This window comes from Bacillus sp. GMs2/2, assembly GCF_050172095.1.
Classification (GTDB): domain Bacteria; phylum Bacillota; class Bacilli; order Bacillales; family Bacillaceae_G; genus Bacillus_A; species Bacillus_A cereus.
Genome location: NZ_JBNLYE010000021.1, coordinates 1 through 24,669 on the forward strand (window position 1 = coordinate 1; position 24,669 = coordinate 24,669).

The following is a 24,669-nucleotide window of genomic DNA, read 5'->3' on the forward strand; positions in this document are numbered from 1 at the left end:
TTTTCAGAAAAATTGAACATATAATTAAGTATAAGGGAATCTATGGAAGGAGGAAACACTATGGATTGGTTAGATGGATTTGGTATCTTTTACATCATTGGTGGAATTACGATTATCCTTGTATTTGCTATTTCATATTTACTAAAGAAACGGTTTCCAGACAAACAGTTCGATATTATATTTGCACTTAGTTTAATACTTCTTTGCTTAGCGTCCTTTCCCGTTACAATGATGGTTATTGGTGGGTGGGAAGGAATGGGATATGGATTTATTGGTTTCTTTGTCCTACTTGGTACACTTATCGGTATGATTGCACATCAACTTGTGAAAATTACGCGGAAAAGCTACGTATAAAACTGTAAAAAACGAAAAGAATATATAATAATAAGAAAATTAGCTATTGTTTTAAAAAAGAATTTGTATTATGATAATCAACAAATTTATTTCGTTATAACGATGAAAAAGGACTAGTACATGTTCAACCTTTTTAGCAGAGAGAGAATCCGCCAGGCTGAAAGATTCTTAAAAAGGCAATATGGAACCTGCCTTTGAGTTCTGCATATGCAGCGGGAATTTCCCGTTATCAAAAAGAGAGCATGCGCAATTTTTGTGCATGAATCAGGGTGGTAACGCCGGCAAAGCTCGGTCCCTATTTAGGGACGCGGGCTTTTTTGTATTTTCTAGAAGGAGGAAGACTGACTATGGCAAAAGAACAAGTGCAAGCCATTACGAAGATGGAAGAGGACTTTGCGCAGTGGTATACCGATATTGTAAAAAAAGCCGAACTTGTTGATTATTCAAGTGTAAAAGGGTGCATGATTTTACGTCCGTATGGTTATGCCTTATGGGAGAATATGCAGAAGGTGATGGATGAGAAGTTAAAAGAAACTGGCCATGAAAATGTATATATGCCAATGTTTATCCCAGAGAGTTTATTGCAAAAAGAGAAGGATCATGTTGAAGGATTTGCTCCTGAAGTAGCATGGGTTACGCATGGTGGAGATGAAAAGTTAGCGGAAAGACTTTGTGTACGTCCTACATCTGAAACTTTATTCTGTGAGCATTTTTCAAAAATTGTGCAATCCTATAATGATTTGCCAAAGTTATATAATCAGTGGTGTTCAGTAGTTCGTTGGGAGAAGACAACTAGGCCGTTCCTTCGTACGACTGAATTTTTATGGCAAGAGGGTCATACAATCCATGAAACGGCAGAAGAATCGCAGGCTGAAACATTAAATATTTTAAACTTATATGCTTCTTTCTGTGAGGATTATTTAGCAATACCAGTTATTAAAGGACAAAAAACAGAAAAAGAGAAGTTTGCTGGAGCAAAGGCAACTTATACAATTGAAAGTTTAATGCATGATGGAAAAGCACTTCAAACAGGAACCTCTCATAACTTTGGGACGAATTTCTCAGAAGCATTTGATATTAAGTTTTTAGATCGTAACGGTAAGTGGCAATATGTGCACCAAACATCTTGGGGTGTATCAACAAGAATGATAGGCGGGCTAATAATGGTTCATAGTGATAATAATGGACTTGTAATGCCACCAAAAGTCGCTCCAGTGCAAGTTCTTATTGTACCGATTGCTCAGCATAAAGAAGGAGTTTTAGCAAAAGCAACAGAGTTACAAGCGCATATTCAAAAAGTTGCACGAGTAAAAATAGATGCTAGTAATAAAACACCAGGCTGGAAATTTAATGAGTATGAAATGAAGGGGATTCCAATTCGATTAGAAGTTGGCCCTAAAGATATTGAAAAGAATCAAGTTGTACTTGTAAGAAGAGATACGAAGGAAAAAGAGTTTGTACCAATGGATCAATTAGAAGAACGTATTCCAGCATTACTTGAAGAAATTCATATTGCTTTATTTAATAAAGCAAAAGCATTTCGCGATGAGAATACGTATGTTGCGACAAATTTCGAAGAGATGAAAAAAATAGCTGACGAAAAGCAAGGCTTTATTAAGGCAATGTGGTGCGGGGAATTAGCTTGTGAAGAAAAACTAAAAGAAGAAGTTGGAGTATCTTCACGTTGTATGCCTTTTGAGCAAGAGCATTTAGCTGAAGAATGCATTTGTTGTGGTAAAGAAGCTAAACAAATGGTGTATTGGGGAAAAGCGTATTAATACTTTTTCTGATAGGTGATAAAAAGGACTTTGGGCTGCATAATAAAATATAATCCAAAGTCCTTTTTAGTTTTATACTGTATTTCATGTATTCTTTTGATGGAAGGATGCTGCTCTTATTTTACGTTTTTACGACGAATAAACAGTAACATACCAATTAGGAATGTTGAAAGACCCATTAAAATAGATATAGGGTAATGCGTTGCAGTATTAGGTAATTTATCACCTTGTTTTTTTGTATTATCTTTTACATTATCCCCTTGAGAACCGTTGCCCTCCTCAGAATTGCTATCGCCTTTAACACGATTGCCACCTTGAGAGCCATTACCACCTTGAGAACTGCTATCACCTTTAACACGATTGCCACCTTGAGAGCCATTACCGCCGTGTGAGCCACTGCCACCAGAGCCGTTACCACCAGAACCGTTACCACCGGAATCGCTGCCACCAGATTCATTGCCACCAGAACCCCTGCCACCAGAACCACTGCCGCTAGAACCGTTACCGCCGGAACCGTTGCCGCCAGAGCCACTGCCATCAGAACCGTTACCGCCGGAACCGTTGCCGCCAGAGCCACTGCCATCAGAACCGTTACCGCCAGAACCGTTGCCGCCAGAGCCACTGCCACCAGAACCGTTACCGCCGGAACCGTTGCCGCCAGAGCCACTGCCACCAGAACCGTTACCACCGGAACCGTTACCGCCAGAACCGTTTTCACCAGAGCCGCTGCCACCAGAACCGTTGCCGCCAGAGCCACTGCCACCAGAACCGTTACCGCCAGAACCGTTTTCACCAGAGCCGCTGCCACCAGAACCATTGCCACCAGAGCCACTATCGTCCTGAGAACCGTTATTTCCTGGAGGTTTATTATTATCCTTTGAGTTTCCTTCTGCAAAATGATCGCTATTTTGTACAATAGCGTTTGTTAATGGTTGGAAGTTTTCAGTTGCGGCATTACCGATATTTAAACCGCTAAAAAAAGATAAAGAGAGTGTTGATGCTAAAATGAAGATTTTCGTCATGGTTTTCCTCCTAAGAAATTAATATTCCATCAATACATCCCTTTGTAATATTTCTTAGGAAAAAGAGTTTTATGCAAAAAAAACTATATATAGAAAAAGGTGGTGTATTTGTCAAAGCAGAAAGGAGTTAATGTAGATTTTCTACAAATAGTAGAGGTGGAGAATTTACATTTATAACGGTAGAGGAAGTGGCAGTAGATGAAAGTGTATATAGCGTTTGATATTGGCGGTACGCAAATTAAGTATGGTATTGTTTCAGAAATAGGGAGAGTATTAAAGCATAAAACAGTTGCAACAGAAATTCATTTAGGCGGAGAACAAATTATTCAAAAACTTATATATGTATCCAAAGAAATAATGAATGAACATACTATTGCAGGAATTGGTATTAGCACTGCGGGAATTGTTGATATTAATAAAGGAATTGTGATGGGAGGTGCCGATCATATTCCGGGATATAGTACTATTCCTATTATTGATAGATTGCAAGAGATATTAAAAGTTCCAGTATCGATTGACAATGATGTGAATTGTGCAGCGTTTGGAGAAAAGTGGAATGGTAGTGGAAGAGAGAAAAAGAACTTTATTATGCTCACCATTGGAACAGGAGTTGGGGGAGCAATTTTTATAGATGGAGAATTGTACCGAGGACATTCATTTAGTGCTGGTGAATGGGGGAATATGCTAATAGAAGGAAAAACGTTTGAAGAGGTTGCTTCGATTTCAGGATTAATTCGGCTTGTAAGAAAATATAAAGGCAAAGGCGAGTGGAATGGGAAAAGAATTTTCGAGTTGTATGATAAAGGAGATCGGGAAGTTGCTCAAGCAGTTGGGATCTTCTTTAAACATTTGGCAATCGGAATTAGTAATCTTGCTTATATTTTTAATCCAGAAACGATTATTATTGGTGGAGGAATTACCGATAGAGGAAATGAGTTTTTAAAAGAAGTAAAAGAAGAAATCAGTAAATACTTAAATCAAGAGATTTATAATAATTGTGAGATTGAACTTGCACAAAACGGTAATTGTGCAGGAATGATTGGTGCTATTTACCACTTCTTACATCATCATAAGTAAATTATATGAATGTTTTCATATAACTGAGAATTTATCCTTTTTATCGCTAGGTAAATAATGCTACAATATAAGAGAAGAATACAATATTTTCCGATTTGGAAAATGCTTTGTAGAAAGGGAGAAACTTCATGCCTATTATTTTAGAAAAAGGTCAAAAGATCGATTTAACGAAAGGACAACCAAAAGTAGCAAAACTACAGGTTGGCTTAGGCTGGGATCCAATTGGGCAATCAGGTGGATTTCTGTCTTCATTATTTGGAAGTAAACCAAATGTAGATTGTGATGCATCTGTTGTTATGTTAGAAGGAGATCGTTTTTTAAACAAAAATGATTTAGTTTACTTCGGAAATAAACTTTCTACTTGTGGTAGTATTATTCATTCAGGAGATAATTTAACAGGTGAAGGCGCTGGTGATGACGAAACAATTTTCGTAGAATTACATAAAGTTCCGAGCCGTATTAATCGTTTAGTATTCGTTGTAAATATTTATGACTGTGTAAATCGTCGTCAAGATTTTGGGATGATTCGTAATGCATATATTCGTATTCAAAACCCGCAAACTGGTGAAGAATTAGCACGCTATAATTTATCGGATAATTATGCTGGCAAAACGACTCTAATTGCAGGTGAAATGTATCGTCACGGAAGTGAATGGAAGTTTTCAGCAGTTGGAGAAGGCACGCAAGATAAAAACTTAAGTGAGATTGTATCACGTTATCAATAAAATAACCGAGGAGGAATTGTATATGGCATCAATTTCATTGAAAAAGGGACAAAAGGTAGACTTAACAAAAACGAATCCAGGTCTTTCGAAAGTTCTTGTAGGACTTGGTTGGGACACGAATCGTTATGACGGACAAAACGATTTCGACTTAGATGTTAGTATTTTCTTAGTAGGTGCGAATGGTAAAGTTTCAGGAGCTGAAGATTTCGTTTTCTATAATAATCCAAAAGGTGCGAATGGTGCTGTAGAGCATTTAGGAGATAACCGCACTGGTGAAGGTGAAGGCGATGACGAAGCGATTAAAGTAGATTTGAAAAATGTTCCTGCTCACATCGAACGTATTTGTTTCACAATTACAATTTATGATGGAGAAGGCCGTAGCCAAAACTTCGGACAAGTTTCTAATTCTTTCGTACGTATTCTCGACGAAGAAAAGAATGCAGAATTAATTCGTTACGATTTAGGAGAAGATTTCTCTATTGAAACAGCCGTAGTAGTAGGTGAATTATATCGTCATGCAGGTGACTGGAAATTCAATGCAATCGGAAGTGGATTCCAAGGTGGATTAGCGTCTCTATGTAATAACTTTGGTTTAGATGTAGAGTAATAGATTTGATTTGTATATCCATCGGTGAAATGTATGTTTACTGATGGATATATTTTTAAAGATAAAAATATAGAGGTGAATATAGATGGTTATTCAATTACAAAAAGGCCAGAAAATCGATTTAGGTAAGACAAGCCCTGGTTTAACAAAAGCAGTAATTGGTCTTGGATGGGATATTAAATCTTATGACGGCGGAGCCGATTTCGATTTAGATGCATCTGCCTTTTTATTAGATGCAAACGGAAAATGTACGAAGGAAACTGATTTTATCTTCTATAATAATTTACAGTCTCCTTGTGGATCTGTTTTACATACAGGAGATAACCGTACAGGTGAAGGTGAAGGTGACGATGAGCAACTTGTTGTAGATTTGAAGAAAGTTCCAGCAGATGTGCACAGAATTGCTATTACAGTTACGATTTATGATGCGGAAGGCCGTAGTCAAAACTTTGGACAAGTAGGAAATGCGTTTGTTCGTTTAGCGAATGAAGAGACGAATGAAGAAGTTCTTCGTTTTGATTTAGGGGAAGATTTCTCCATCGAAACAGCAGTTGTCTTTTGTGAATTATACCGTCATAATGGACAGTGGAAGTTTAATGCAGTAGGAAGTGGATTCCAAGGTGGTTTAGGTGCGCTTGTAAGAGCGTATGGCTTGGATGCATAGAAAGGAAACGATATTCGTTTCCTTTTTTTGACCTTTCTATAAATCTAGCAAAGAATAGGGGATAAAGGTAAGATGAGTATTTTGCAAGGAATCCTTGATACGTATGCTCAGTTTTTCGACTTGGACATGTGGATTAAAGTGTTGCAAGATCCAGTATCTTGGGGATTAATTGGTACACTTGTTGTACTTGAAGGGTTGTTATCTGCTGATAACGCACTTGTGTTAGCAGTAATGGTAAAACACCTTCCTGAAGAGAAACGTAAAAAAGCATTATTCTATGGACTTATTGGAGCTTATATATTCCGCTTTATTGCAATTGGAATTGGAATGTTCTTAATTAAATTATGGTGGGTAAAACTTCTTGGTGCACTTTACCTTGCTTGGTTATCAGTAAAATACTTTATTGATAAGCGTAAAGGTGCAGGTGAAGAAGAGGAAGCTCATGGTATGAACCAAAACAGTATTTTCTTCAGAATGTTCGGTGTCTTCTGGGGAACAGTTGCAATGGTCGAATTAATGGATATCGCATTCTCTGTAGATAGTGTACTTGCTGCATTTGGTGTATCTAATGAAGTTTGGATTTTATTATTAGGCGGAATGCTAGGTATTTTAATGATGCGTGGTATTGCCGGTGTATTCTTGAAATTGTTAGAGCGTATTCCAGAGCTTGAAACGACAGCATACATTTTAATCTTAATTATTGCATCGAAAATGTTACTGTCTTTAATCGAGATTGAGATTAGTCATACACTATTCTTTATTATTTTAGTTGTAGCATTTGGAGCAACATTTATAATTCACTACATGAAGAATTCTGGACAAGCTAAAGAAGAAGTTGCAGCTACTAAAGAAGATAATAAATAATTGAAATGGGTTTGCTCGTTTTGTGAGCGCCCATTTTTTATAACCAAAAATAGTTTATAATAGAAGAAGGACTTAGAAAAAACGTAAATGTTTTTGGAGGTGAACTGTTGTGTTTTCACGTTTTACACTTCAACCATATGCATTAAAAGATGAATCAGATTTAAAGCAATTTGAAACGCTTTTAGAAAAACGTCCACAATATGAACTGACAGAGAATGAGATGAAATTTAGTTATATAGCATGTCGAATCCTTGGCGTTCCTAATGATGTAGATGAATATTTTAATGAACTGTTTGATTATAGTGAAGCGAAAGGAATCGAAGTTTTACACGAACAAAATTTAAACAAAGTGATTGATTCGGAAAAGCTTCGTCATATTCAAGAAGTGTTCGGATTACATCAAGAAGCACCAAATGGTCTGACAGTAAATAGGTTAGTTGCACACTTATCTGGGAAACAACTTTTACCGAAAGTAGACAATCCTGATTTACAGCATTACATACATACGACGTTTATTTCACTATTGAAATTATATGAGAAACAACATAATCAGTCGTTAAAGACAGAAGGCTTCCGTCGTTTCTTAATCGACATAATTAAACTAAGCGAAAATTACGTAGCGAAGTGGTTCTCTACAATTAACTATAAGAAACAAATGCCGCGTATCGTTTGGTATGGTGATGCACAGGAAAGCCGTATATATTTCTTATACTTTCTTATTATGCTCGGTTGTGATGTGCTTTATTATCATCCAGAAGGAAAAGATGGATTTGAGAATGTCGATGAAGAGGGAAGGACCTTTATTGTGTCTCATCCAGGCCATATTTCTCTTGAACCATTTCCAGATCGCCGCCGCGAGCGTGTGGCAACAGTAGCGTATCAAGCTTCAAAAGAAATTGAGCAAGTACTTCACCATGATAATTCACTGCTGTACAAGCCGTGGCAATTCCGTTCCTATACGCCTGTAGCTCGTACACTAAAAACAACATATGATGAACTCTTTTTAATTACGAAAGAAAAGGCGTTTGTACGTCCGACATTCTTTGTTGAAAATAAACACATTTATATCCCTTCTTTATTTGCGAAAATATCAGGTGTTTCAAAGAATGATAAAGAGTATTTTCAACGATTAAAGGCTGTTACATCATTTGATAATAGTTTATTAATTAATACATTCCCGTTTACGAAAGAACAAAAAGCAAATTTCCAATATCATTACCGAGATGCATTAGACCGTGGGGGGAAATTACATCCTGATTTAATTATGAATAGCCATTGGTGGCCGCATAAGCGTTTACCGGAAGGTTTACAACATGGGATTGCAGAAGCGATTATCCATACGTGTGAAAGTGAAATGTGCAAACCAATTGCGAAAGAGACGAAACAAGATGTAGCGCTATATGTTTTCGCGCAACTTTCTCAAATACCACCGAATATTTTAGAACAGCTTGAGAAATTTGATTATTCACAAGATGTACCGAAAATTGTTATATTTAATAATGAGAAGAGTGGAGAGTTAACTCGTTCTGATGCTGTTTTATTACTATTTTTAAATCAAATTGGAGTAGATGTATTCCATTTCAATCCAACGGGAAGAAACGATATTGAACCGTATATTGAAGCGGGGGCATTTGATTCCCATTGGCTTGAAGAGGTTAATTTCGATCTTGAGTTTCATGGTTCATCAGCTTATAAAAATTTATCACAAACAATAAAAGGACTATTTCGTCCATTTTTATAAGGAAAGGGAGAATACTATATGAATAACCCAGTCGTACTAGATCCGAAAACAGAATTAAATGAGCAAACAGCACAAGATGTTCGCTTACAACTTAGAAAAGATGCGGATGTACAACGTATTTATAATGCGGTAGATATTAAAGATCAATTAGAATTAATTGAACTTGGAAAAGAACCTTCTATGGAAATTTCACGTTTTGCTGATCAAATTTTACATACAATGTCATTATCAAAGATAGAAGATTCTGGTGAATTATTAAAACAGCTTGGTAAAATTATGGACAGATTTGATAGCAAAGACTTTGCGGAAGAGAAAAGTGGTTTCTTCTCACGTATGTTTAAAAAAGCGGATAAAATGATAGAACAAATTTTTAGCAAGTATCAAACGATGGGCCGTGAAATTGATAAAGTATATGTGGAAATTACGAAGTACCAAGATGAGATGAAAAAATCAATTGGTACGTTAGATGGCTTGTATGAGCAAAACTTAAAATATTATTTAGACTTAGAGAAGTACGTAGTAGCAGGAGAAATGCTATTAGAGCGTTTAAATACAGAATTAGTTCCGATGTATGAAGAGCGTGTGCGTAATAATGATCAATTAGCAGGTATTGAATTAGAGTCGCTTAAAAACTCTGTTGAAATTTTAGAGCAACGTATTGATGATTTAGAAAAAGCACGTATGGTTGCGTTACTTACAGCACCACAAATTCGTATGATTCAACGTGGTAATAATAAATTAATTGGTAAAATTAATACAGCATTTATTACAACGATTCCTATTTTTAAAAATGGTATCATTCAAGCGGTAAATGCGAAGCGTCAAAAGCTTGTTGCAGATTCTATGGCTGAACTGGATCGCCGTACAAATGAATTACTTAAGAAAAATGCACAAAATATCGCAACGCAAAGTGTAGAAGTAGCAAGATTATCAGGTTCTTCTAGTATTAAGATGGAAACGCTTGAGGAAACTTGGAACATTATTTCAAGAGGTATGCAAGAAACACAACAAATTGAAGAGCAAAACAAACGTGAGCGTGAAGAAAGCCGCAAACGTATGGCTACATTAACTGAGAACATTAAAAAAGAATTACAAGGGTAAATGAAAAGGCAATGAGGACTATTCCTCATTGCCTTTTAGTTTCTCTTCACTAATTTAATAATCTCATTCACAACAAGTGGAATGATACTTAATAAGAGAACAAATCCCCAATCTCGCATCGTTAATGCATGTACACCGAATATATTTGCAAGAGGTGGGATAGAGATGATACAAACTTGCATTAAAATACCGATAAGAAGAGAGAAGACTAAATATTTATTTGTAAATACCCCAATTGAAAAAATGGATTTCGTTCTTGAACGCAAGTTAAATGAATGAACGAGCTGAGAAAAACTAAGAACGACAAATGCCATCGTTTGAGCGTGTAATAGAGCATCTTCATCAATTCGCTCTGGGAAAAGAGGGAATAAATTTGTATCTCCAGTATAGAATTTTGCTCCGGCGATAAAAGCTATTAGCGTTAAAAGTCCAATGATAACTCCATTGAAAATCAGGAAAGGAACGCTGCCACTAAATAAGCTTTCTTTCGCATGTCGTGGTTTTTCCTTCATCACATCTGGATCTTCAGGATCAACCCCAAGTGATAATGCAGGCAGTGTATCTGTAATTAAATTCACCCACAAAATATGAATAGGTCGTAGTGGTGTTGCCCAGCCGAGTAAAATCGCTAAAAATAAAGCGATAATTTCTCCGAAGTTACAAGAGAGTAGAAAGAGAATTGATTTTTTTATGTTACGATAAATATTTCTACCTTCTTCAACGGCTTTCACAATAGATGAGAAATTATCATCTGTTAACACGACATCTGCTGCCCCTTTTGCAACGTCTGTTCCTGTAATGCCCATCGCTACGCCAACATCTGCTTGTTTTAAAGATGGAGCGTCATTGACGCCATCACCAGTCATAGAAACGATATTTCCTTTCGCGCGTAATGCCTTTACAATTTTCACTTTATGCTCTGGAGAGACCCTCGCGAATACATTCAAGTGATTAATTTTGCTTGCTAGCTCTGTATCTGAAATGTTATCTAATTCAGTTCCAATCATAATTTCAGATATTTCTTCAGCAATACCAAGTTCTTTGGCAATCGCAAAGGCGGTATCTTTATGATCTCCAGTAATCATAACTGTGCGAATACCGGCTTTTTTACATTCTGTAATGGAATCTTTTACTTCAGTTCGCGGTGGATCAATCATACCGACAAGACCAATAAAGATGAGGTTTTCTTCGAGATGATCTATATCCACATTGCTTGAATTGTATTGTTTAAATGCGAATGAAAGCACTCTTAAAGCTTCTCGAGACATTGCCCCAGCAGCTTCTAATATTTGATTTTTATCAGCCTCTGTTAGATCCTCTATTTTACCGTTTTTAAATATGTGGGTACATCTAGGTAAGAGCTTATCGATAGCGCCTTTCGTCATGCTATAGTAGCTTTCATCGTATGTATGCACGGTTGACATCATTTTACGATCTGAATCGAAAGGTACTTCGTTAACACGTTCATGTATTTTTTCTAAATAATCTTTTTGCATGTTAAAAGTGGTTCCAGCAATGAGAAGTGCAATTTCAGTCGGGTCTCCCGTTTTTGATTCTTTATTATAAGACGCATCATTACATAGCACCATATTTTCTAACAATAGACGTTGCGCATCATTATTTACATTTAAACTTTCTAAGCGATCGTATGTGTTATCACTATAAAAGTGAGTAACGGTCATTTTATTTTGCGTTAACGTACCTGTTTTATCTGAACAAATAATTGTGACAGAACCGAGGGCTTCAACAGCTGGTAGTTTGCGAATGATAACGTTTTGTTTAATCATACGTTGCACACCAATTGCAAGAACGATGGAAACGATAGCTGGCAAGCCTTCTGGAATAGCTGCAACGGCTAAACTAATAGCAGTCATAAACATTTCTAACGTATCCCGGCCTTGTAAAAAACCGATGAGGAACATAATGATACAAATAGCTACAGCGACAAAGCCTAAATATTTTCCGACTTGTGCTAAGCTTTTTTGAAGTGGTGTCATATCATCGTCTGCTTCATGTAAAAGGGTAGCAATCTTACCAATTTGTGAGTTCATTCCAGTTTCAACAGCAACACCGACGCCTCTTCCGTATGTTACAAGAGTAGACATAAAGGCCATGTTTTTTTGATCGCCGAGTGGTACTTGTTCATCACTTTGCATGGAAGGGTGGTAGATTGCCTCTTTATCAACAGGGACAGATTCACCAGTTAGAGCAGATTCTTCAACTTTTAAATTTGCGGTTTCAATAAGGCGTAAATCGCATGGGATATATCGTCCGGCATCGAGCATAACGATATCCCCTGGAACGACGTGTTCAGATGGAATTTCTTTTAGTTCACCATGTCTCTTGACGATAGCTTTAGGTGTTGCCATCTTTTTTAGTGCCTCTAAAGCTTGTTCTGCTTTAGATTCTTGGACAACACCGATAACAGCATTTAAAACTACAACAAGCGCGATAATACTGGCATCCGCCCATTCACCTACAAAGGCAGAAATAAGGGCAGCAATAATAAGGACATATACGAGGACGTCATTAATTTGGGCGAAAATACGCTGCCATAAAGTGCGTTTTTGTTTTGTAGCTAATTCATTAGAACCGTATTGCTTTAAACGTTCACTTACAATTTCATCTGTTAAACCGTGTTGTTCGTTTGTTTCTAGGTCAATTAATGTTTGATCTTTCGTCTTACTGTACCAATTGCTCATAAGTAAGCACCTCCAGTAAAAACAGTTAGCAATGGTAGTGTTGCTATTATTTGTGAGTAGTATGTATGGAGAAAAAATCTAAGATGAGGTTCTACTTCTATTGTACAATATTTTACAGTTGGTTGAGGGAAAGAGATGAGTTGTCATGAATTTGTTGGAAATAAAAAAGAGCCTCATATAAGAGAGGCTTTTTTACTTTTTAATTAATGTACCTAATTCTTCTGTAATAGCTTGCATTTCACTAATGCTGAATGTTTCACGTTTCATAACATGCTCATAAATGTCACGTAAATCTTCGTACATTTCTTCGTTAAAACTAGCAGCTCTCATCGCTCCAGCATTAACCATACGTAATTTTTCTTTAATAGCTTCGACCATATATTCAACGTTTTCTTCTGACTTTACGGATAAATCCACCGAAGTGTCCCCCTTTAAAATAACATAAGGCTATCTTAACATTTTTTATCATTTTCGTTAATGAATCTTTTCAATCCCATTAAATTAGTAGGGATTTCCTTTATATTTAATAATTGGTTGTTTATACTATAAGTATATATTAAGAAATGCACCAAGAAGGGAAGAAACAAAAGTATGGTTCAAGTATTGTTTGTTTGTCTTGGGAACATTTGCCGTTCTCCGATGGCAGAAGCGATTTTTCGAAATCTTGTCGTAAAAGAGGGACTTGAAGAGAAAATTGTCATTGATTCTGCAGGAACTGGAGATTGGCATGTTGGCCATCCGCCACATAAAGGAACACAAAAAATTTTAAAAGAAAATGCAGTCACTTTTGAAGGAATTAAAGCAAGGCAAGTAGAAAAAGAAGACTTAACAAAGTTTGATTATATTATTGCCATGGACAACAAGAATATAGCAGATTTAAAAAGTTTAGGTAAAACTGGAGGCTATATTGGTAGGCTGTCCGACTTTGTTCCAGACGGTGGCTGGACAGACGTTCCTGACCCTTACTATACAGGGAATTTCCAAGAAGTATATGACCTTGTAACAGAAGGGTGTGCAAAGCTATTAGCTTTCATTCGAAATGAACAAGGAATATGAGGAAGCTTAGAAAGAAATACTTTCTAACATAAGAAATGAAAGGGTGAAGGAATATGGCAAAGAAAAATAATATTGCTCGAAACATTGCGATTGGTGTAGCGGCAGGTGTAGCTGTATCCATGTTAAAGAAAGAAAACCGTGAAAAAGTAAAAAATACAGCAGAAAAAGCAAAAACAAAGATGATTGAAATTGGTGAAAATGCAAAGATCAAAGAAAAAGTGCAAACTGTTACAGATAAAGGACGCGAACTTGCTGATTTCAATGTGGTAAAAGCGAAAGTAGCAGAAATTAAAAAATTAACGCCATCTGTTGTAGAGACGTTAAAAGAAACGAAAGAAATTTTTAGTAAGAAAAAAGTTGAGCCAGAAGAAAAGCCAGAAACGATTGAAATTCAAGCTGTATCTCCAAAGGTAGATGAGCTGAAAGCAGAAGAAGAGCCAGTAGTTGCTGAAGATGGTGGTATGAAAGAAGCGCGTGAATTATTTATGAAAGACTCAAATGCAGTGGAAAAAAAAACTGAAGCGTACATTGAGTTAAAGCAAGATAAAGAAGAGAAGAAAAGCGTTTAAACATATATGAGAAAAATTTTAGAAAAGGTGAGAAGAAATCGTACTTATTCGTTTGGTAAAGATTTATATGACCGGACGATGCGCGATGATGTAGCGGGCTTGGCAGCACAGCTCGCTTATTTCTTCTTGCTTGCAATTTTTCCTGGGCTCGTTTTCTTAATTACGCTTCTTGGATTTATTCCCATTCAAACAGAGGATGTGCTTAGTTTATTAGAGGTTTATGTACCAGATGATGCAATGAACTTAATTGAGGTAAATGTAGATAAAGTTGTAAACCAGCAAAATGGTGGTTTATTATCATTTGGTTTATTATCCATGTTATGGTTTGCCTCAAATGGTGTTAATGCGGTTATGAATGCTTTTAACCGCGCTTATGACGTGAAGGAAACACGTTCTTTTATTACAACAAGAGCGTTATCAATTGTGTTTACATTAGCCATTATTTTTATGATTGTCTTTGCGTTAATTGTTCCGGTATTCGGACAAGTTATTGGAGCAGCAGTGTTTAAAGCACTCGGTTTATCAGATAGTTTTTCTTTCGTGTGGAGCATTACACGATTAGTAGCGAGTTTCTTCGTGCTATTTGCTTTGTTTAGTTTCTTATATACATTTGCCCCAGATCGAAAGTTAAAAAGAAGAGAAGTTATTTCAGGGGCGTTATTTGCTACTGTAGGATGGATTGTGGTATCGTACTCATTTGCTTATTATGTAGATAAGTTTGCGAATTACGCCAATACATATGGTGGTCTCGGTGGTATCATTATTTTAATGTTATGGTTTTACTTAACTGGATGGGTAATTTTACTTGGCGGTGAAATTAATGGTTTACTCCACCATTATAGAACCGGTGACAATAATTCCCGTAATGAATAATGAGCTCTTGTTCCATAATAAAAAGGAACAGGGGGGATATTTCATGAGTAATAATAAAAAGAACCATAACAATAAAAGTAATAATAAACAAAAGAGCAGTTCGCATCCAAAGCATAAAACGAGTAGCAGTGCGAACGGTCATAATAGCTATCATTAAAAAAAACGGGTCCTCTATGAGGGACCCGTTTTATTTGCTGCCTTTTAATAATCGTAAGCCATTCAAAATGACAAGAATCGTACTTCCTTCATGGCCAATAACACCGAATGGAAGAGCTAAAAATTGCAAGAAGTTTGAACAAATTAGCATGGCAATAACGGCTAGCGAAAAGATTACGTTTTGCTTCACAATACGGTTCATTCGTTTTGATAAACGAATTGCTTGGGAAAGACGAGATAGTTCGTTCTTCATCAGTACAACATCCGCAGTTTCTAAAGCTACATCTGTTCCTTCTCCCATTGCGACACCAATGCTAGCAGTAGCTAGTGCAGGTGCATCATTTATACCGTCTCCGACCATTGCTACTGTACCGTATTTTTCTTTTAACTTTTTAATCGTTTCAACTTTTGTTTCTGGTAAACATGATGCGTAATATTCCTTTATATTACTTTCAGAGGCAATTGCTTTTGCCGTTTCTTCATTATCTCCAGTAATCATAATTGCTTCGACACCAATGCTTTGTAATTCACGAATAGCAGCTATTGTTTCTTGGCGAAGCGTATCTTTTAAAGCGATAAGTCCAAGAATGCCTCCCTCATCACTAATATAAACGACAGTTTTACCTTCCTTTTCAAGTGAGGCAGAAATACCATTATGAAATGTTTTTGTTTCTTCACCGATAAAATCAGCTTTACCTATTTTATAAGCGTTGTTTTCGAATATTCCTTTTAGCCCAAAACCAGTTACATCTTCAACCTTTTCAGGTTTTTTTAATGTAATGTCGTACGCATGTTGTGCATATTTAACAATAGATTCAGCCAAAGGATGTGTAGAGTGACTTTCAATGGATGCTGTAATAGAAAGTACTTCTTTTTCTGTTATATTTTCTCGAACATATACATCTGTTACGGTAGGTTTACCTTCCGTTAATGTACCTGTTTTATCAAAGGCGATTGCTCTTACTGAAGCGAGGCGTTCTAAATGTATGCCACCTTTAAAGAGAATTCCATTTCTTGCTCCGTTAGAAATTGCAGATAACGTTGCTGGTGTAATGGCAGCAACGAGTGCACAAGGAGATGCGACTACAAGTAAGATCATAGCGCGATAAAACGTTTCATTCCAGCTCCAGTCAAGTAAGAAATGAGGAACGAACATCATAAGCGCAACAACGAGTAGTACACCTTTTACGTATGTTCCTTCAAACTTTTCGATGAATAGTTGTGATGGTGATTTTTCACTTTGTGCACTTTGGACGAGACGGATAATCTTTTGGAATAATGTTTGATCGCTCGGCTTCGTAATTTTAATTTCGATAGCACCACGTAAATTTACAGTACCTGCAAATACTTCATCGCCATGTCTTTTCTCATTTGGAATAGGTTCTCCCGTGATTGCTGCTTCATCGATATTTGTTTCACCGTTATGAATCGTACCGTCAGCAGGAACACGTTCACCTGGTTTAATTAAAATAATGTCGTTAATTTGTAACTCTCCAACAGGAACACGTTCCTCAGTTCCGTTGGAAATGCGTAATGCTTCTTCGGGTTGTAAGTCAAGAAGAGCGGAAATTTCTTTTTGGCTCTTACTTAATGTATAAGATTCCATAGCACCGCTGAGCGCGAAGATAAAGATTAAGATAGCCCCTTCTGCCCAGTAGCCAATAATTGCAGCACCAATAGCTGCAAAGAGCATTAGCATTTCAACATTTAGCTCTTTTTCTTCAATTGTATCTTCAATGCCTTCTTTCGCTTTTGCATATCCACCAACTATATAAGCAAGGATATAGCAAGTAATACCTACATTCATTACATCGTTCTTTGTGAATAACCAGCCAACTAAAATAAAAATACCAGATGCTACTGCAAATACAAGTTCATAATGTTTTTTTAATGTGTCCCATAAAGAGGGATGGGAAATTGTTTCTTTTGACTGTAACGTTTTTACTTCTGAGTTCATTACTACCCGCTCCTTCCGCATTCTTATTGAGAAAAATAATCAAAATCGAAACCCCTATAAAACGACGAAAGCTGCCATCCATAATGGATAGCAGCATTTCTGTTGAATCTGTTTTTAATAGTTCTTATGTTGTAATTATTCTATATTATATCATATGTTTTTATGAGATGGTACGGTTTTGTTTCAAGTATAAACGGAAAACTTGTGTTTTCGCAACTCCTCTGGTATATATGAATATTGTTCATAAAAAGGTCGGAAAGGAAGACAACAAGTGAAGACAGAGAAAATTTTTACCCATCCGATTGGCGTATTTATTGCTGCAATAGTAGCAACTTTTTTATGGGGAAGCGCATTTCCTTTTATTAAATTAAGTTATGTTGAACTTGGAATTCAACCACAAGAAGTTGGAGAGCAAATATTATTTGCCGGTTATCGTTTCTTTTTATCTGGATTCATGCTCTTATTATTCTTTAAAGTGTTAGGAAAAGATATGAGCTTCAAAAAAGGAACGGGGAAACAGTTAATACAAATTGGTTTATTCCAAACGTTTCTTCAATATATCTGTTTTTATATTGGAATGAGTTATAGTTCGGGAATTGAAGGAGCTATCATTTCAGGGACATCATCATTCTTTCAAATTTTACTCGCCCATTTTTTATATAAAGATGATGCCCTCAATATGAGAAAAATAATTGGCGTATCGATTGGCTTTTGTGGCGTCGTTTTAGTAAATATGCCGAGTGATGGTAGCTTATCATTTCATTTTGGAATCGGAAGCTTATTACTTCTTAGTGCAGCAATGCTGTATTCATATGGAAACATATTAGCAAAAGAAGGTAGTAAAACATTAGATATTGGTTATATGACAGCATACCAAATGATTTTTGGTTCTATAGGATTATTATGTATAGGGGCTTTACAAGTTGGAGTCATGCCATTTACATTTAGTCTACATGCACTACTTATGCTAATTTATTTATCTTTCTTATCTGCAGCTGGTTTTTACATTTGGAATACAATTATGAAGTATAACAAGGTTGGAAAAGTATCTATGTATATGTTCTTTATACCCGTATTTGGTGTGTTATTATCGAGCATGATTTTAGGTGAAGCAATTCATTCATTTGTGCTACTCGGTTTAGCATGTGTAGCCGCGGGAATTATTGTAGTAAATCGGACGCCAGCTAAGCAAAAAATAGAGCAAGAAAAACAAGTAGCATAGAAAGCAGAAAAGCGATTACAATGGAAGAACAGTACTGTTCTTCTTTTTTTATAGAAAAAGGATAATAGACTAAGTGTAACGAAAAAAGATACAAAAAGCATTTATTGAGGAGAAAATATTATGAATCTACTTTACGTGGTGTTAATTGGGCAAATATTTCTTTTTTTTATTGGTGCAATTTATGCAATGGGGCAGACAAAAAGAACGAAAGATAATATGCCGTTACCTTTAGCAATTCGTCTTATTCTTAGTTTTTCTTTAACAGGTAGTGCAATTTGCATATGGTTACAAGATCCATCTGTAGAGTATAGTACGTGGGTTGCACTTGGTATGACTTTATCGACTGTGGGAGATTTGTTTATGGCTGGGCTGATTCCAATTGGTCATCGATTAATTGGAGGGATGGTTACTTTCGCTCTTGCTCATTGTTTTTATGTAAAAGCATTTTTGCAAACAGGAATTTCATGGAATGGTTTTTGGGTTGGCTTACTCGTATATGGGCTCTTTCTAATTGTAGGATGGTTCTTCTTTATCCGAAATGATAAGCAGGATAAGTTGTTTACGATAGGAGCTCTAATTTACGGATTGTGGGTTGGAGGAATGGCTTGCTTTGCATTCGCCTTATATTATGAAAATACAGGGATATGGTGGATACCAGCGTTTGGTGGCTTACTGTTTGTAATTTCTGATTTCATTATTGGCGTGACAGATATCGGAGGGCGTAAATTAAAGTATGAGCCACTTTGGATTTGGTTTACATATGTAGCTGCTCAAATGTGTATTATATATGTGGGATTATAAAAAGATACTCTCAAAAATAGTGGATAGACTATTTTGAGAGTATCTTTTTTGCTTGTTAATTTGATCAGTATTTTTATTTTTAAATTTCTAATATTATAATTTTATAATTCAGAATTTTGTAGAAAATCATCAGTCGTATTATTTATAATAAAAGTAAAAAGATGATGAGTTGGTGAAATGATGCAAAAGAAAAAACGTTGGCGTGAATTCTTTGGAACTATTGCAATTGCATGTTTATTGGTGTTTTTGGCGAAAATTTTTGTGTTTTTTCCGACGACTGTAAAAGGAGCATCTATGAGGCCAACGTTGCAAGATGGAGATAAGGTGATTGTTAATAAGTTAGCAAAACAATTTGAAAGCTATGGGAGAGAAGATATTATTGTTGTGAAAACAGATAATTTTTATGTCAAAAGAGTGATTGGATTGCCTGGAGATATAATTGAGATGAGAAATGATCAATTATATGTAAATTCTGAAGTGAAAGATGAAGAGTATTTGGATAGTAATAAAAAACAAGCAGAAAAAAAACTTATGAATTTAACAGAGGACTTTGGACCGATTACAGTTCCTGAAAATAAGATTTTTGTTATGGGAGATAATCGCTTAATAAGTAAAGATAGTAGAAATGGTTTAGGTTTTATTGATAGAGAAGATGTGTTAGGAAAGTTAGCAGGCATTTATTATCCGTTTGAACATATGAAAATAATAAAGTAAAAAAAACCAAGCAAATTTTAGTTTGCTTGGTTTTTTTGTTAAACAATAGGAGATTCGTTTGATACAAAGATATCTTCATGTTTCTTTGTAGTACTTAAAACAAATTTATGTTGTAGTAATTGTAGTTTAAATAACGCCAAAGGATCATGATATGTTTCTGGATTGCTTCTTAGCGTCGCTAATGTTTGCTCGTCTTCCTGTATCTCAAGTTGAGCTGCATCTACATTTTGTTTCAATATATTAAGTGGATCTTTGAAGAACATCATGATATCACGTTCTAATGCACCTTCAAATACTTCAAATTGAAGGAAGAATTGTTTGGAAATTGTGTGAGCAATTTCTGTATAGTCTTCTGTTTCAATATATTGTTTATATTTGTTGGCGAGCATAGATTGGTTTTTTTGCATATTACCAAATAATTTTCCGGCACTTTTTAAGAAAAACTGTGTCGGTGTAAAGCGTAATAAAATATTGATGTTCGTTACTGTAATTCGATTTGTCATTCGTGCAACATCTCGATTCCAATCATCTAATAATTTGAAATCGCAAGGAAGTTTCATACGTTCTTCTTTATATAATTTATTAAACGTTTCACTCATTTCATCTAAATAAGCTTGAGCTTGAATAAATTCATTATGTGCGGTTTCAATCCATTCTTGAATAGACCCAGTAAATTTAGGAAGAAGTACCTGTTGTACATGCTTTTGAACACGTTCATTCATTGCAGCATTTAATTCTTCATGAACTAGTTTGAAATCACTATCTTCTTGAACAAGATCAGAGCAACTCTGTAATAATTCAGGAATTTGAGAATGTATATCTCGTGTAATTTCTTCTTTCGTTAAAAGATAGGATTCGGTAATAGAGCGAATTTTATCTTTTTCAAGAGCAGTAAGGTTATTAATAAATCCGGTAAGTTTCACTGAGATGTGTTTATTCCAGCGTACGGATTTTACTAATGTATTTTCTAATTCCACACGTTCATTTATGAGATAAGCAATTGTCTTTTGTGTAAACCATATTAGCTTTTCTATACGTTCTTTTTCTATATCGCGTTTTGCAAGAGTAGAGAGAATAGATTCTGTTACATCTCCAAGTTGCTGGCTACTCTCTTGCGAAGGAGAGTATGGGAAGAATTGTGCATCTGGAAAATGTACTTTAAGTTTACTAATTAGTTTTTCATTAGTAGTCGTATTATTTGTGTGTAATACGAAGTGAATTTGTAAGTTTGGTACTTGTTCACGTAAATAAATTAATGTATCAATTTCTTTACTATGCAATGGTGAAGAAGAATTTAATACGTAAACAAGACTATCTGCTGCTTGTAAGTATTCAAAGTATGCATTGTTTTTATCCAATTGCTCTTGAATGGATGGTGTAAGAAGAAATGTAAACTTATTTTTTCTTAAAAACCTACTTGGTAGCTTAATTTCTATACATTTTTTCTCAATTTCTGACTGAGCAGATGTAGCCGTTATTTGATGGAATTCATCAAGGTTAGGGATATTTCTTATATCTAACTCGGTAAATTCTGTTATTTCAGTTTGACTAGCGTCTTTAAATAGAATAGGAGTTGTTAAAGTTTCAGTTAAGATGTTCTCTCCCAATATTGAATTAACAAATGATGTTTTATCATGGTCACTAGTTCCAGCTATTAGTATTGGTGTGACATTTAAATCACATAGTTCATGGACTAGTAGCGTAAATTGATGACTTAAATCTACATCATTTTTCTCAGCCCATACAGCGATTGTTTCGAATAAATGAGAAACTGTTTCCATATTTACATCTGCTTCAGCTGATGTATTAGAAAGTAAGGATCCAGCACTTTTTACGAGTAATGATTCTAAAGTTGTAGGTGAGACTTCATTCCATGCTAACACTGCTGCAGAGACAACTAGAGAATCTTTTGCTTTCGTTAAACTAAACCAATTTGTTAATAAATTTGGTACAAGTCCGTTTAATTCATGCATAAAATGATTTCCGGTAATTAATGCAAAGTATGTTTCTTGATAGCGAGTAGAAATTTCATTCCAATCGTCATTATTGTCTGTTTCAATATGCAAGAATAAATGATTAATACTTTGAATCCAAGGAAGGTATAAGGATTCATGTTGATAGCTATTCCAAAGAGCAATAACAAGTTCTTTAAATTGAGCTTGATCAACAGCATATAGAGCTTTTAAAGACTCATAGAAATATTCAGGCTTAATATTTTTTGTAAATCCTTTGTTTATGTAATTTATTAACGTATCAAACCAGTGTAAAGATTGTGTTCGAATACCTTCTTGAACAGCTAGTTCGATAGCGTTGTTCCAATCTTCTTGTTTTTCATAGAAAGAACGTGCAATTGCAGTAATATTTGGATAATCCGGTTGGAATGCAACAGCTTCACTAATCGTCTTAAAAGCGAGTCCTAAACGATCTTGTTCGATATAAAGAGAAAGAAGTTGTAAGGAAACCTCCATCGTAAGAGTTGTATCTTCCGTTTGAATAGATTGATAAATTTCTTCTGCCTTTGGTAAGAATCCTAGTTCAAAATAAGCATCTGCAATATTTTTTGTCGCCCAAAGTGCAAGAGCATTATTTACTTTTTCCCATTTAAATATAGCTGCTTCAAAATCTTTATTTTGATAATAAAATTCACCTTGAGCAAATCGAATATTAGAAATGTTGGAGAATTCATTTTTAGATTCATTTATATATGCTTCACCGAGTACTTCCGATGCAGGAGTAGAAGTTTCTTCTGTTAAAAATGTTTTATAGTAAACTTTTTGAATAAATTGATTTTCAATGGTCATGTTCGTTCCCCCCTGTATAATTTAGAAAAATGATGTCGTATGTAAAAGGGTGTATGTTCTTTTAATAGGTAGAAGTTGCATTATATAGACCAAACTATGTTTTTGCTAGATATATCATTTTTCTTGAGAGTTAAACCGTTGCGAAAAGTAACTTTCCTTTATTGTAACAAAAAAACACGCATATGAATTTTTATTTTTTATCGGGTTATTTGCGGGCAGTAAGAATCTAATCTCAGAATTGTTGAATGTAAGTAAGTTATGTGGGAGTCGGGATGTCTGTAGAAGCAAGATTGGCATAGGTTAATAATTAGTAGAGGATGAACAAAACTCCCACTGATTAAAGTTTCACTTTATCTCTGTTAAAGGAAAGGATAGAAGTAGAGTTCATTATAAAAACAATGTATAGTGAATATGTATACCATGTTTGCCTTAAAGATAGAAAGGGTACAATGTGGAATAACGATCGTGCATAGGATGTGTCTTCCGAATGGAACAACATATTGGCGAGTTAATCGCGCATTATGGCTATTTTGGAATTGTTATAGCTTTGGCTGGTGGTATTGTCGGATTACCGATACCAGACGAGTTTTTATTGACCTTTGTTGGTTATAATGTTTCAAAAGGAGTTATGTCAGGAACTGCTGCTTTTTTAAGTGGGATGGCTGGTGCGATGTTAGGGATCACGTTAAGCTACATATTAGGTTTAAAACTTGGGCTCCCTGTTTTAAAGAAATATGGGCCGAAAATTAGAATTAAAGAACATCACATTGAAAAAACACATATTTTATTTGAAAAATATGGGCCATTTCTTTTAATGATTGGTTATTTTATACCGGGAGTACGTCATTTAACGGCATATTTTGCTGGGGTATCAAATTTGACACTTTGGCGTTTTTGTTTGTACGCTTACGGTGGTGCGCTCATTTGGATAAGTGTTTTTATTGGGCTTGGCTGGAAGTTAGGCGAGAAGTGGCGCTTCGTTGAGTATAGTTTACATCATTATGGAATATGGATTTTATTAATTTCAGCAGTTGTTACATGTGTTGTATGGTTGTACATAAAGAAAAAGAAAAACCGCTAATAGCGGTTTTTTTAGCTGAAAGCAATAAATAATACACCAGCTGTAATAAAGACTACACCAACACCGGTCATAAAGTTTAACTTTTCACCGAGGATAATCATAGCGAGAATGATAGAAAATACGACGCTTAATTTATCGACAGGAGCTACTTGTGAAACCTTTCCTGTTTTGAGGGCAAGAAAATAAAATAGCCATGACGAAGCACCTGCAACCCCACTTAATGTGATAAATAGCAGTGCTTTTTTATTTAGCAGTACGTCGCCGATATTTTGAAATTTACCTTGTATGATAATAACGCCTATCATAAATAATGCCATAATAATAGATCGAATTGTTGTTGCAACGTTTGCATCGATGCCGTCTAAACCAAACTTTCCAAAAATAGATACAAGGGCAGCAGCAATTGCTGATAATAGTGCAAATAAGAGCCACGAACTCATAGTAAAATTCCTCCAATCTTACAGTATTATACATGAAAATGATTCTCATGTATAAAGTTGAAGCAATTGAGCTTTATAGAAAGTGCGACTTCAACTTAACTTCTTGCTCCACCTGAATTTTAAGGTGGGAGTTTTACTGCCTGTAAATAGTGGGCTAAATAACGAAATAATCCCCACCTTATATTTTTAATAAGGTGGGGATTATTATACTACTCTGCAATTTCCTCATATAAAAAGTACGTTACATTATAAATATGTTCTACTTCATCGTCTGTCATAAACAGTAATTCGTCACGCTCAATCCCTTTTTTCTTTTCAATAAACTCAATCATATTTTTGCGTTCTTCTCTCTTCATCAATTTTA

Annotated in this window: 23 protein-coding genes and 1 other annotated feature; of the genes, 16 read left to right on the forward strand and 7 right to left on the reverse strand. The window is 35.4% G+C overall.

What is annotated here, in order from left to right; genetic code table 11:
- Nucleotides 1–60 precede the first annotated feature (60 nt).
- Nucleotides 61–354, forward strand: a complete 294-nt coding sequence (locus ACQGS6_RS05660; protein ID WP_000383853.1) for a YesK-like family protein — start codon at nt 61–63, stop codon at nt 352–354.
- A gap of 93 nt (nt 355–447) precedes the next feature.
- Nucleotides 448–654, forward strand: a binding site (T-box leader).
- Between the two features lie 47 nt (nt 655–701).
- Nucleotides 702–2,132: a proline--tRNA ligase gene (proS, locus tag ACQGS6_RS05665; protein ID WP_001040973.1), complete on the forward strand. Its 1,431-nt coding sequence runs from the start codon at nt 702–704 to the stop codon at nt 2,130–2,132.
- A gap of 116 nt (nt 2,133–2,248) precedes the next feature.
- On the opposite strand, the gene ACQGS6_RS05670 is transcribed toward proS, so the two are convergent.
- Nucleotides 2,249–3,154 carry an LPXTG cell wall anchor domain-containing protein gene (locus ACQGS6_RS05670; RefSeq protein WP_326318637.1) on the reverse strand — a complete coding sequence of 302 codons (906 nt, stop codon included), beginning with the start codon at nt 3,152–3,154 and terminating at the stop codon, nt 2,249–2,251.
- 198 nt (nt 3,155–3,352) lie between these two features.
- Between ACQGS6_RS05670 and ACQGS6_RS05675 the strand changes: the two genes are divergently transcribed.
- The 7 genes from ACQGS6_RS05675 to ACQGS6_RS05705 all read left to right on the forward strand — a co-directional run bounded on the left by ACQGS6_RS05675 (nt 3,353) and on the right by ACQGS6_RS05705 (nt 9,933).
- Entirely contained in the window at nt 3,353–4,231 is an 879-nt protein-coding gene (locus tag ACQGS6_RS05675; RefSeq protein ID WP_000870141.1) for an ROK family protein, read from the forward strand.
- Nucleotides 4,232–4,359: 128 nt separating this feature from the next.
- Nucleotides 4,360–4,956 (forward strand): TerD family protein, encoded by a 597-nt coding sequence (locus tag ACQGS6_RS05680; protein WP_001121586.1) that lies wholly within the window; start codon nt 4,360–4,362, stop codon nt 4,954–4,956.
- 22 nt (nt 4,957–4,978) lie between these two features.
- Complete coding sequence (locus ACQGS6_RS05685; RefSeq protein ID WP_000146726.1) at nt 4,979–5,563, forward strand: TerD family protein; 585 nt, start codon at nt 4,979–4,981, stop codon at nt 5,561–5,563.
- 85 nt (nt 5,564–5,648) lie between these two features.
- On the forward strand, nt 5,649–6,227 hold the full coding sequence (locus tag ACQGS6_RS05690; protein WP_000236642.1) for a TerD family protein: 579 nt from the start codon (nt 5,649–5,651) through the stop codon (nt 6,225–6,227).
- A 72-nt stretch (nt 6,228–6,299) separates the two neighbouring features.
- Nucleotides 6,300–7,091, forward strand: a complete 792-nt coding sequence (locus tag ACQGS6_RS05695; RefSeq protein WP_000025688.1) for a TerC family protein — start codon at nt 6,300–6,302, stop codon at nt 7,089–7,091.
- 109 nt (nt 7,092–7,200) lie between these two features.
- Entirely contained in the window at nt 7,201–8,832 is a 1,632-nt protein-coding gene (locus tag ACQGS6_RS05700) for a YceG family protein (RefSeq protein WP_242785363.1), read from the forward strand.
- 18 nt (nt 8,833–8,850) lie between these two features.
- The gene (locus ACQGS6_RS05705; protein ID WP_001064405.1) at nt 8,851–9,933 is read left to right on the forward strand and encodes a toxic anion resistance protein; all 1,083 of its coding nucleotides are present in this window, start codon (nt 8,851–8,853) and stop codon (nt 9,931–9,933) included.
- A 35-nt stretch (nt 9,934–9,968) separates the two neighbouring features.
- On the opposite strand, the gene ACQGS6_RS05710 is transcribed toward ACQGS6_RS05705, so the two are convergent.
- Nucleotides 9,969–12,635, reverse strand: a complete 2,667-nt coding sequence (locus tag ACQGS6_RS05710; RefSeq protein WP_000073693.1) for a cation-translocating P-type ATPase — start codon at nt 12,633–12,635, stop codon at nt 9,969–9,971.
- 192 nt (nt 12,636–12,827) lie between these two features.
- Nucleotides 12,828–13,052 (reverse strand): DUF1128 domain-containing protein, encoded by a 225-nt coding sequence (locus tag ACQGS6_RS05715; protein ID WP_000366197.1) that lies wholly within the window; start codon nt 13,050–13,052, stop codon nt 12,828–12,830.
- 174 nt (nt 13,053–13,226) lie between these two features.
- Here ACQGS6_RS05715 and ACQGS6_RS05720 point away from each other — a divergent pair, with 174 nt between their 5' ends.
- The 3 genes from ACQGS6_RS05720 to ACQGS6_RS05730 are packed head-to-tail and all read left to right on the forward strand — an operon-like array spanning nt 13,227 to nt 15,133.
- Nucleotides 13,227–13,691 carry a low molecular weight protein-tyrosine-phosphatase gene (locus ACQGS6_RS05720; RefSeq protein ID WP_000250916.1) on the forward strand — a complete coding sequence of 155 codons (465 nt, stop codon included), beginning with the start codon at nt 13,227–13,229 and terminating at the stop codon, nt 13,689–13,691.
- Nucleotides 13,692–13,744: 53 nt separating this feature from the next.
- The gene (locus ACQGS6_RS05725; RefSeq protein ID WP_001085388.1) at nt 13,745–14,260 is read left to right on the forward strand and encodes a DUF4075 domain-containing protein; all 516 of its coding nucleotides are present in this window, start codon (nt 13,745–13,747) and stop codon (nt 14,258–14,260) included.
- 6 nt (nt 14,261–14,266) lie between these two features.
- Nucleotides 14,267–15,133, forward strand: a complete 867-nt coding sequence (locus ACQGS6_RS05730) for a YihY/virulence factor BrkB family protein (RefSeq protein WP_001226536.1) — start codon at nt 14,267–14,269, stop codon at nt 15,131–15,133.
- Between the two features lie 187 nt (nt 15,134–15,320).
- Here the strand turns inward: ACQGS6_RS05730 and ACQGS6_RS05735 are convergent, their stop codons facing one another.
- Nucleotides 15,321–17,246, reverse strand: coding sequence for a heavy metal translocating P-type ATPase (locus tag ACQGS6_RS05735; protein ID WP_001083772.1), 1,926 nt, complete (start codon nt 17,244–17,246; stop codon nt 15,321–15,323).
- A gap of 271 nt (nt 17,247–17,517) precedes the next feature.
- Here ACQGS6_RS05735 and ACQGS6_RS05740 point away from each other — a divergent pair, with 271 nt between their 5' ends.
- The 3 genes from ACQGS6_RS05740 (at nt 17,518) to lepB (ending at nt 19,983) form a co-directional block, all read left to right on the forward strand.
- Complete coding sequence (locus ACQGS6_RS05740; RefSeq protein WP_074624993.1) at nt 17,518–18,468, forward strand: DMT family transporter; 951 nt, start codon at nt 17,518–17,520, stop codon at nt 18,466–18,468.
- A gap of 120 nt (nt 18,469–18,588) precedes the next feature.
- Nucleotides 18,589–19,269, forward strand: a complete 681-nt coding sequence (locus ACQGS6_RS05745; protein ID WP_025966250.1) for a lysoplasmalogenase — start codon at nt 18,589–18,591, stop codon at nt 19,267–19,269.
- A 177-nt stretch (nt 19,270–19,446) separates the two neighbouring features.
- Complete coding sequence (lepB, locus tag ACQGS6_RS05750; RefSeq protein ID WP_000983307.1) at nt 19,447–19,983, forward strand: signal peptidase I; 537 nt, start codon at nt 19,447–19,449, stop codon at nt 19,981–19,983.
- 38 nt (nt 19,984–20,021) lie between these two features.
- On the opposite strand, the gene ACQGS6_RS05755 is transcribed toward lepB, so the two are convergent.
- Entirely contained in the window at nt 20,022–22,784 is a 2,763-nt protein-coding gene (locus tag ACQGS6_RS05755; RefSeq protein ID WP_000151405.1) for a tetratricopeptide repeat protein, read from the reverse strand.
- Nucleotides 22,785–23,271: 487 nt separating this feature from the next.
- Between ACQGS6_RS05755 and ACQGS6_RS05760 the strand changes: the two genes are divergently transcribed.
- Nucleotides 23,272–23,865: a DedA family protein gene (locus ACQGS6_RS05760; RefSeq protein ID WP_000434878.1), complete on the forward strand. Its 594-nt coding sequence runs from the start codon at nt 23,272–23,274 to the stop codon at nt 23,863–23,865.
- Between the two features lie 11 nt (nt 23,866–23,876).
- Here the strand turns inward: ACQGS6_RS05760 and ACQGS6_RS05765 are convergent, their stop codons facing one another.
- Nucleotides 23,877–24,305: an EamA family transporter gene (locus ACQGS6_RS05765; protein ID WP_000100296.1), complete on the reverse strand. Its 429-nt coding sequence runs from the start codon at nt 24,303–24,305 to the stop codon at nt 23,877–23,879.
- A 209-nt stretch (nt 24,306–24,514) separates the two neighbouring features.
- On the reverse strand, nt 24,515–24,661 hold the full coding sequence (locus tag ACQGS6_RS05770) for a BH0509 family protein (protein ID WP_000817786.1): 147 nt from the start codon (nt 24,659–24,661) through the stop codon (nt 24,515–24,517).
- Nucleotides 24,662–24,669: the final 8 nt, after the last annotated feature.

Excerpts from the sequence above, each read along its gene's own strand:
- ACQGS6_RS05660 (WP_000383853.1), top strand. The coding sequence starts at position 61 with ATGGATTGGTTAGATGGATTTGGTATCTTTTACATCATTGGTGGAATT.
- proS (WP_001040973.1), top strand. The coding sequence starts at position 702 with ATGGCAAAAGAACAAGTGCAAGCCATTACGAAGATGGAAGAGGACTTT.
- ACQGS6_RS05670 (WP_326318637.1), bottom strand. The coding sequence starts at position 3,154 with ATGACGAAAATCTTCATTTTAGCATCAACACTCTCTTTATCTTTTTTT.
- ACQGS6_RS05675 (WP_000870141.1), top strand. The coding sequence starts at position 3,353 with ATGAAAGTGTATATAGCGTTTGATATTGGCGGTACGCAAATTAAGTAT.
- ACQGS6_RS05680 (WP_001121586.1), top strand. The coding sequence starts at position 4,360 with ATGCCTATTATTTTAGAAAAAGGTCAAAAGATCGATTTAACGAAAGGA.
- ACQGS6_RS05685 (WP_000146726.1), top strand. The coding sequence starts at position 4,979 with ATGGCATCAATTTCATTGAAAAAGGGACAAAAGGTAGACTTAACAAAA.
- ACQGS6_RS05690 (WP_000236642.1), top strand. The coding sequence starts at position 5,649 with ATGGTTATTCAATTACAAAAAGGCCAGAAAATCGATTTAGGTAAGACA.
- ACQGS6_RS05695 (WP_000025688.1), top strand. The coding sequence starts at position 6,300 with ATGAGTATTTTGCAAGGAATCCTTGATACGTATGCTCAGTTTTTCGAC.
- ACQGS6_RS05705 (WP_001064405.1), top strand. The coding sequence starts at position 8,851 with ATGAATAACCCAGTCGTACTAGATCCGAAAACAGAATTAAATGAGCAA.
- ACQGS6_RS05710 (WP_000073693.1), bottom strand. The coding sequence starts at position 12,635 with ATGAGCAATTGGTACAGTAAGACGAAAGATCAAACATTAATTGACCTA.
- ACQGS6_RS05720 (WP_000250916.1), top strand. The coding sequence starts at position 13,227 with ATGGTTCAAGTATTGTTTGTTTGTCTTGGGAACATTTGCCGTTCTCCG.
- ACQGS6_RS05725 (WP_001085388.1), top strand. The coding sequence starts at position 13,745 with ATGGCAAAGAAAAATAATATTGCTCGAAACATTGCGATTGGTGTAGCG.
- ACQGS6_RS05730 (WP_001226536.1), top strand. The coding sequence starts at position 14,267 with ATGAGAAAAATTTTAGAAAAGGTGAGAAGAAATCGTACTTATTCGTTT.
- ACQGS6_RS05735 (WP_001083772.1), bottom strand. The coding sequence starts at position 17,246 with ATGAACTCAGAAGTAAAAACGTTACAGTCAAAAGAAACAATTTCCCAT.
- ACQGS6_RS05745 (WP_025966250.1), top strand. The coding sequence starts at position 18,589 with ATGAATCTACTTTACGTGGTGTTAATTGGGCAAATATTTCTTTTTTTT.
- lepB (WP_000983307.1), top strand. The coding sequence starts at position 19,447 with ATGATGCAAAAGAAAAAACGTTGGCGTGAATTCTTTGGAACTATTGCA.
- ACQGS6_RS05755 (WP_000151405.1), bottom strand. The coding sequence starts at position 22,784 with ATGACCATTGAAAATCAATTTATTCAAAAAGTTTACTATAAAACATTT.
- ACQGS6_RS05760 (WP_000434878.1), top strand. The coding sequence starts at position 23,272 with ATGGAACAACATATTGGCGAGTTAATCGCGCATTATGGCTATTTTGGA.
- ACQGS6_RS05765 (WP_000100296.1), bottom strand. The coding sequence starts at position 24,305 with ATGAGTTCGTGGCTCTTATTTGCACTATTATCAGCAATTGCTGCTGCC.
- ACQGS6_RS05770 (WP_000817786.1), bottom strand. The coding sequence starts at position 24,661 with ATGAAGAGAGAAGAACGCAAAAATATGATTGAGTTTATTGAAAAGAAA.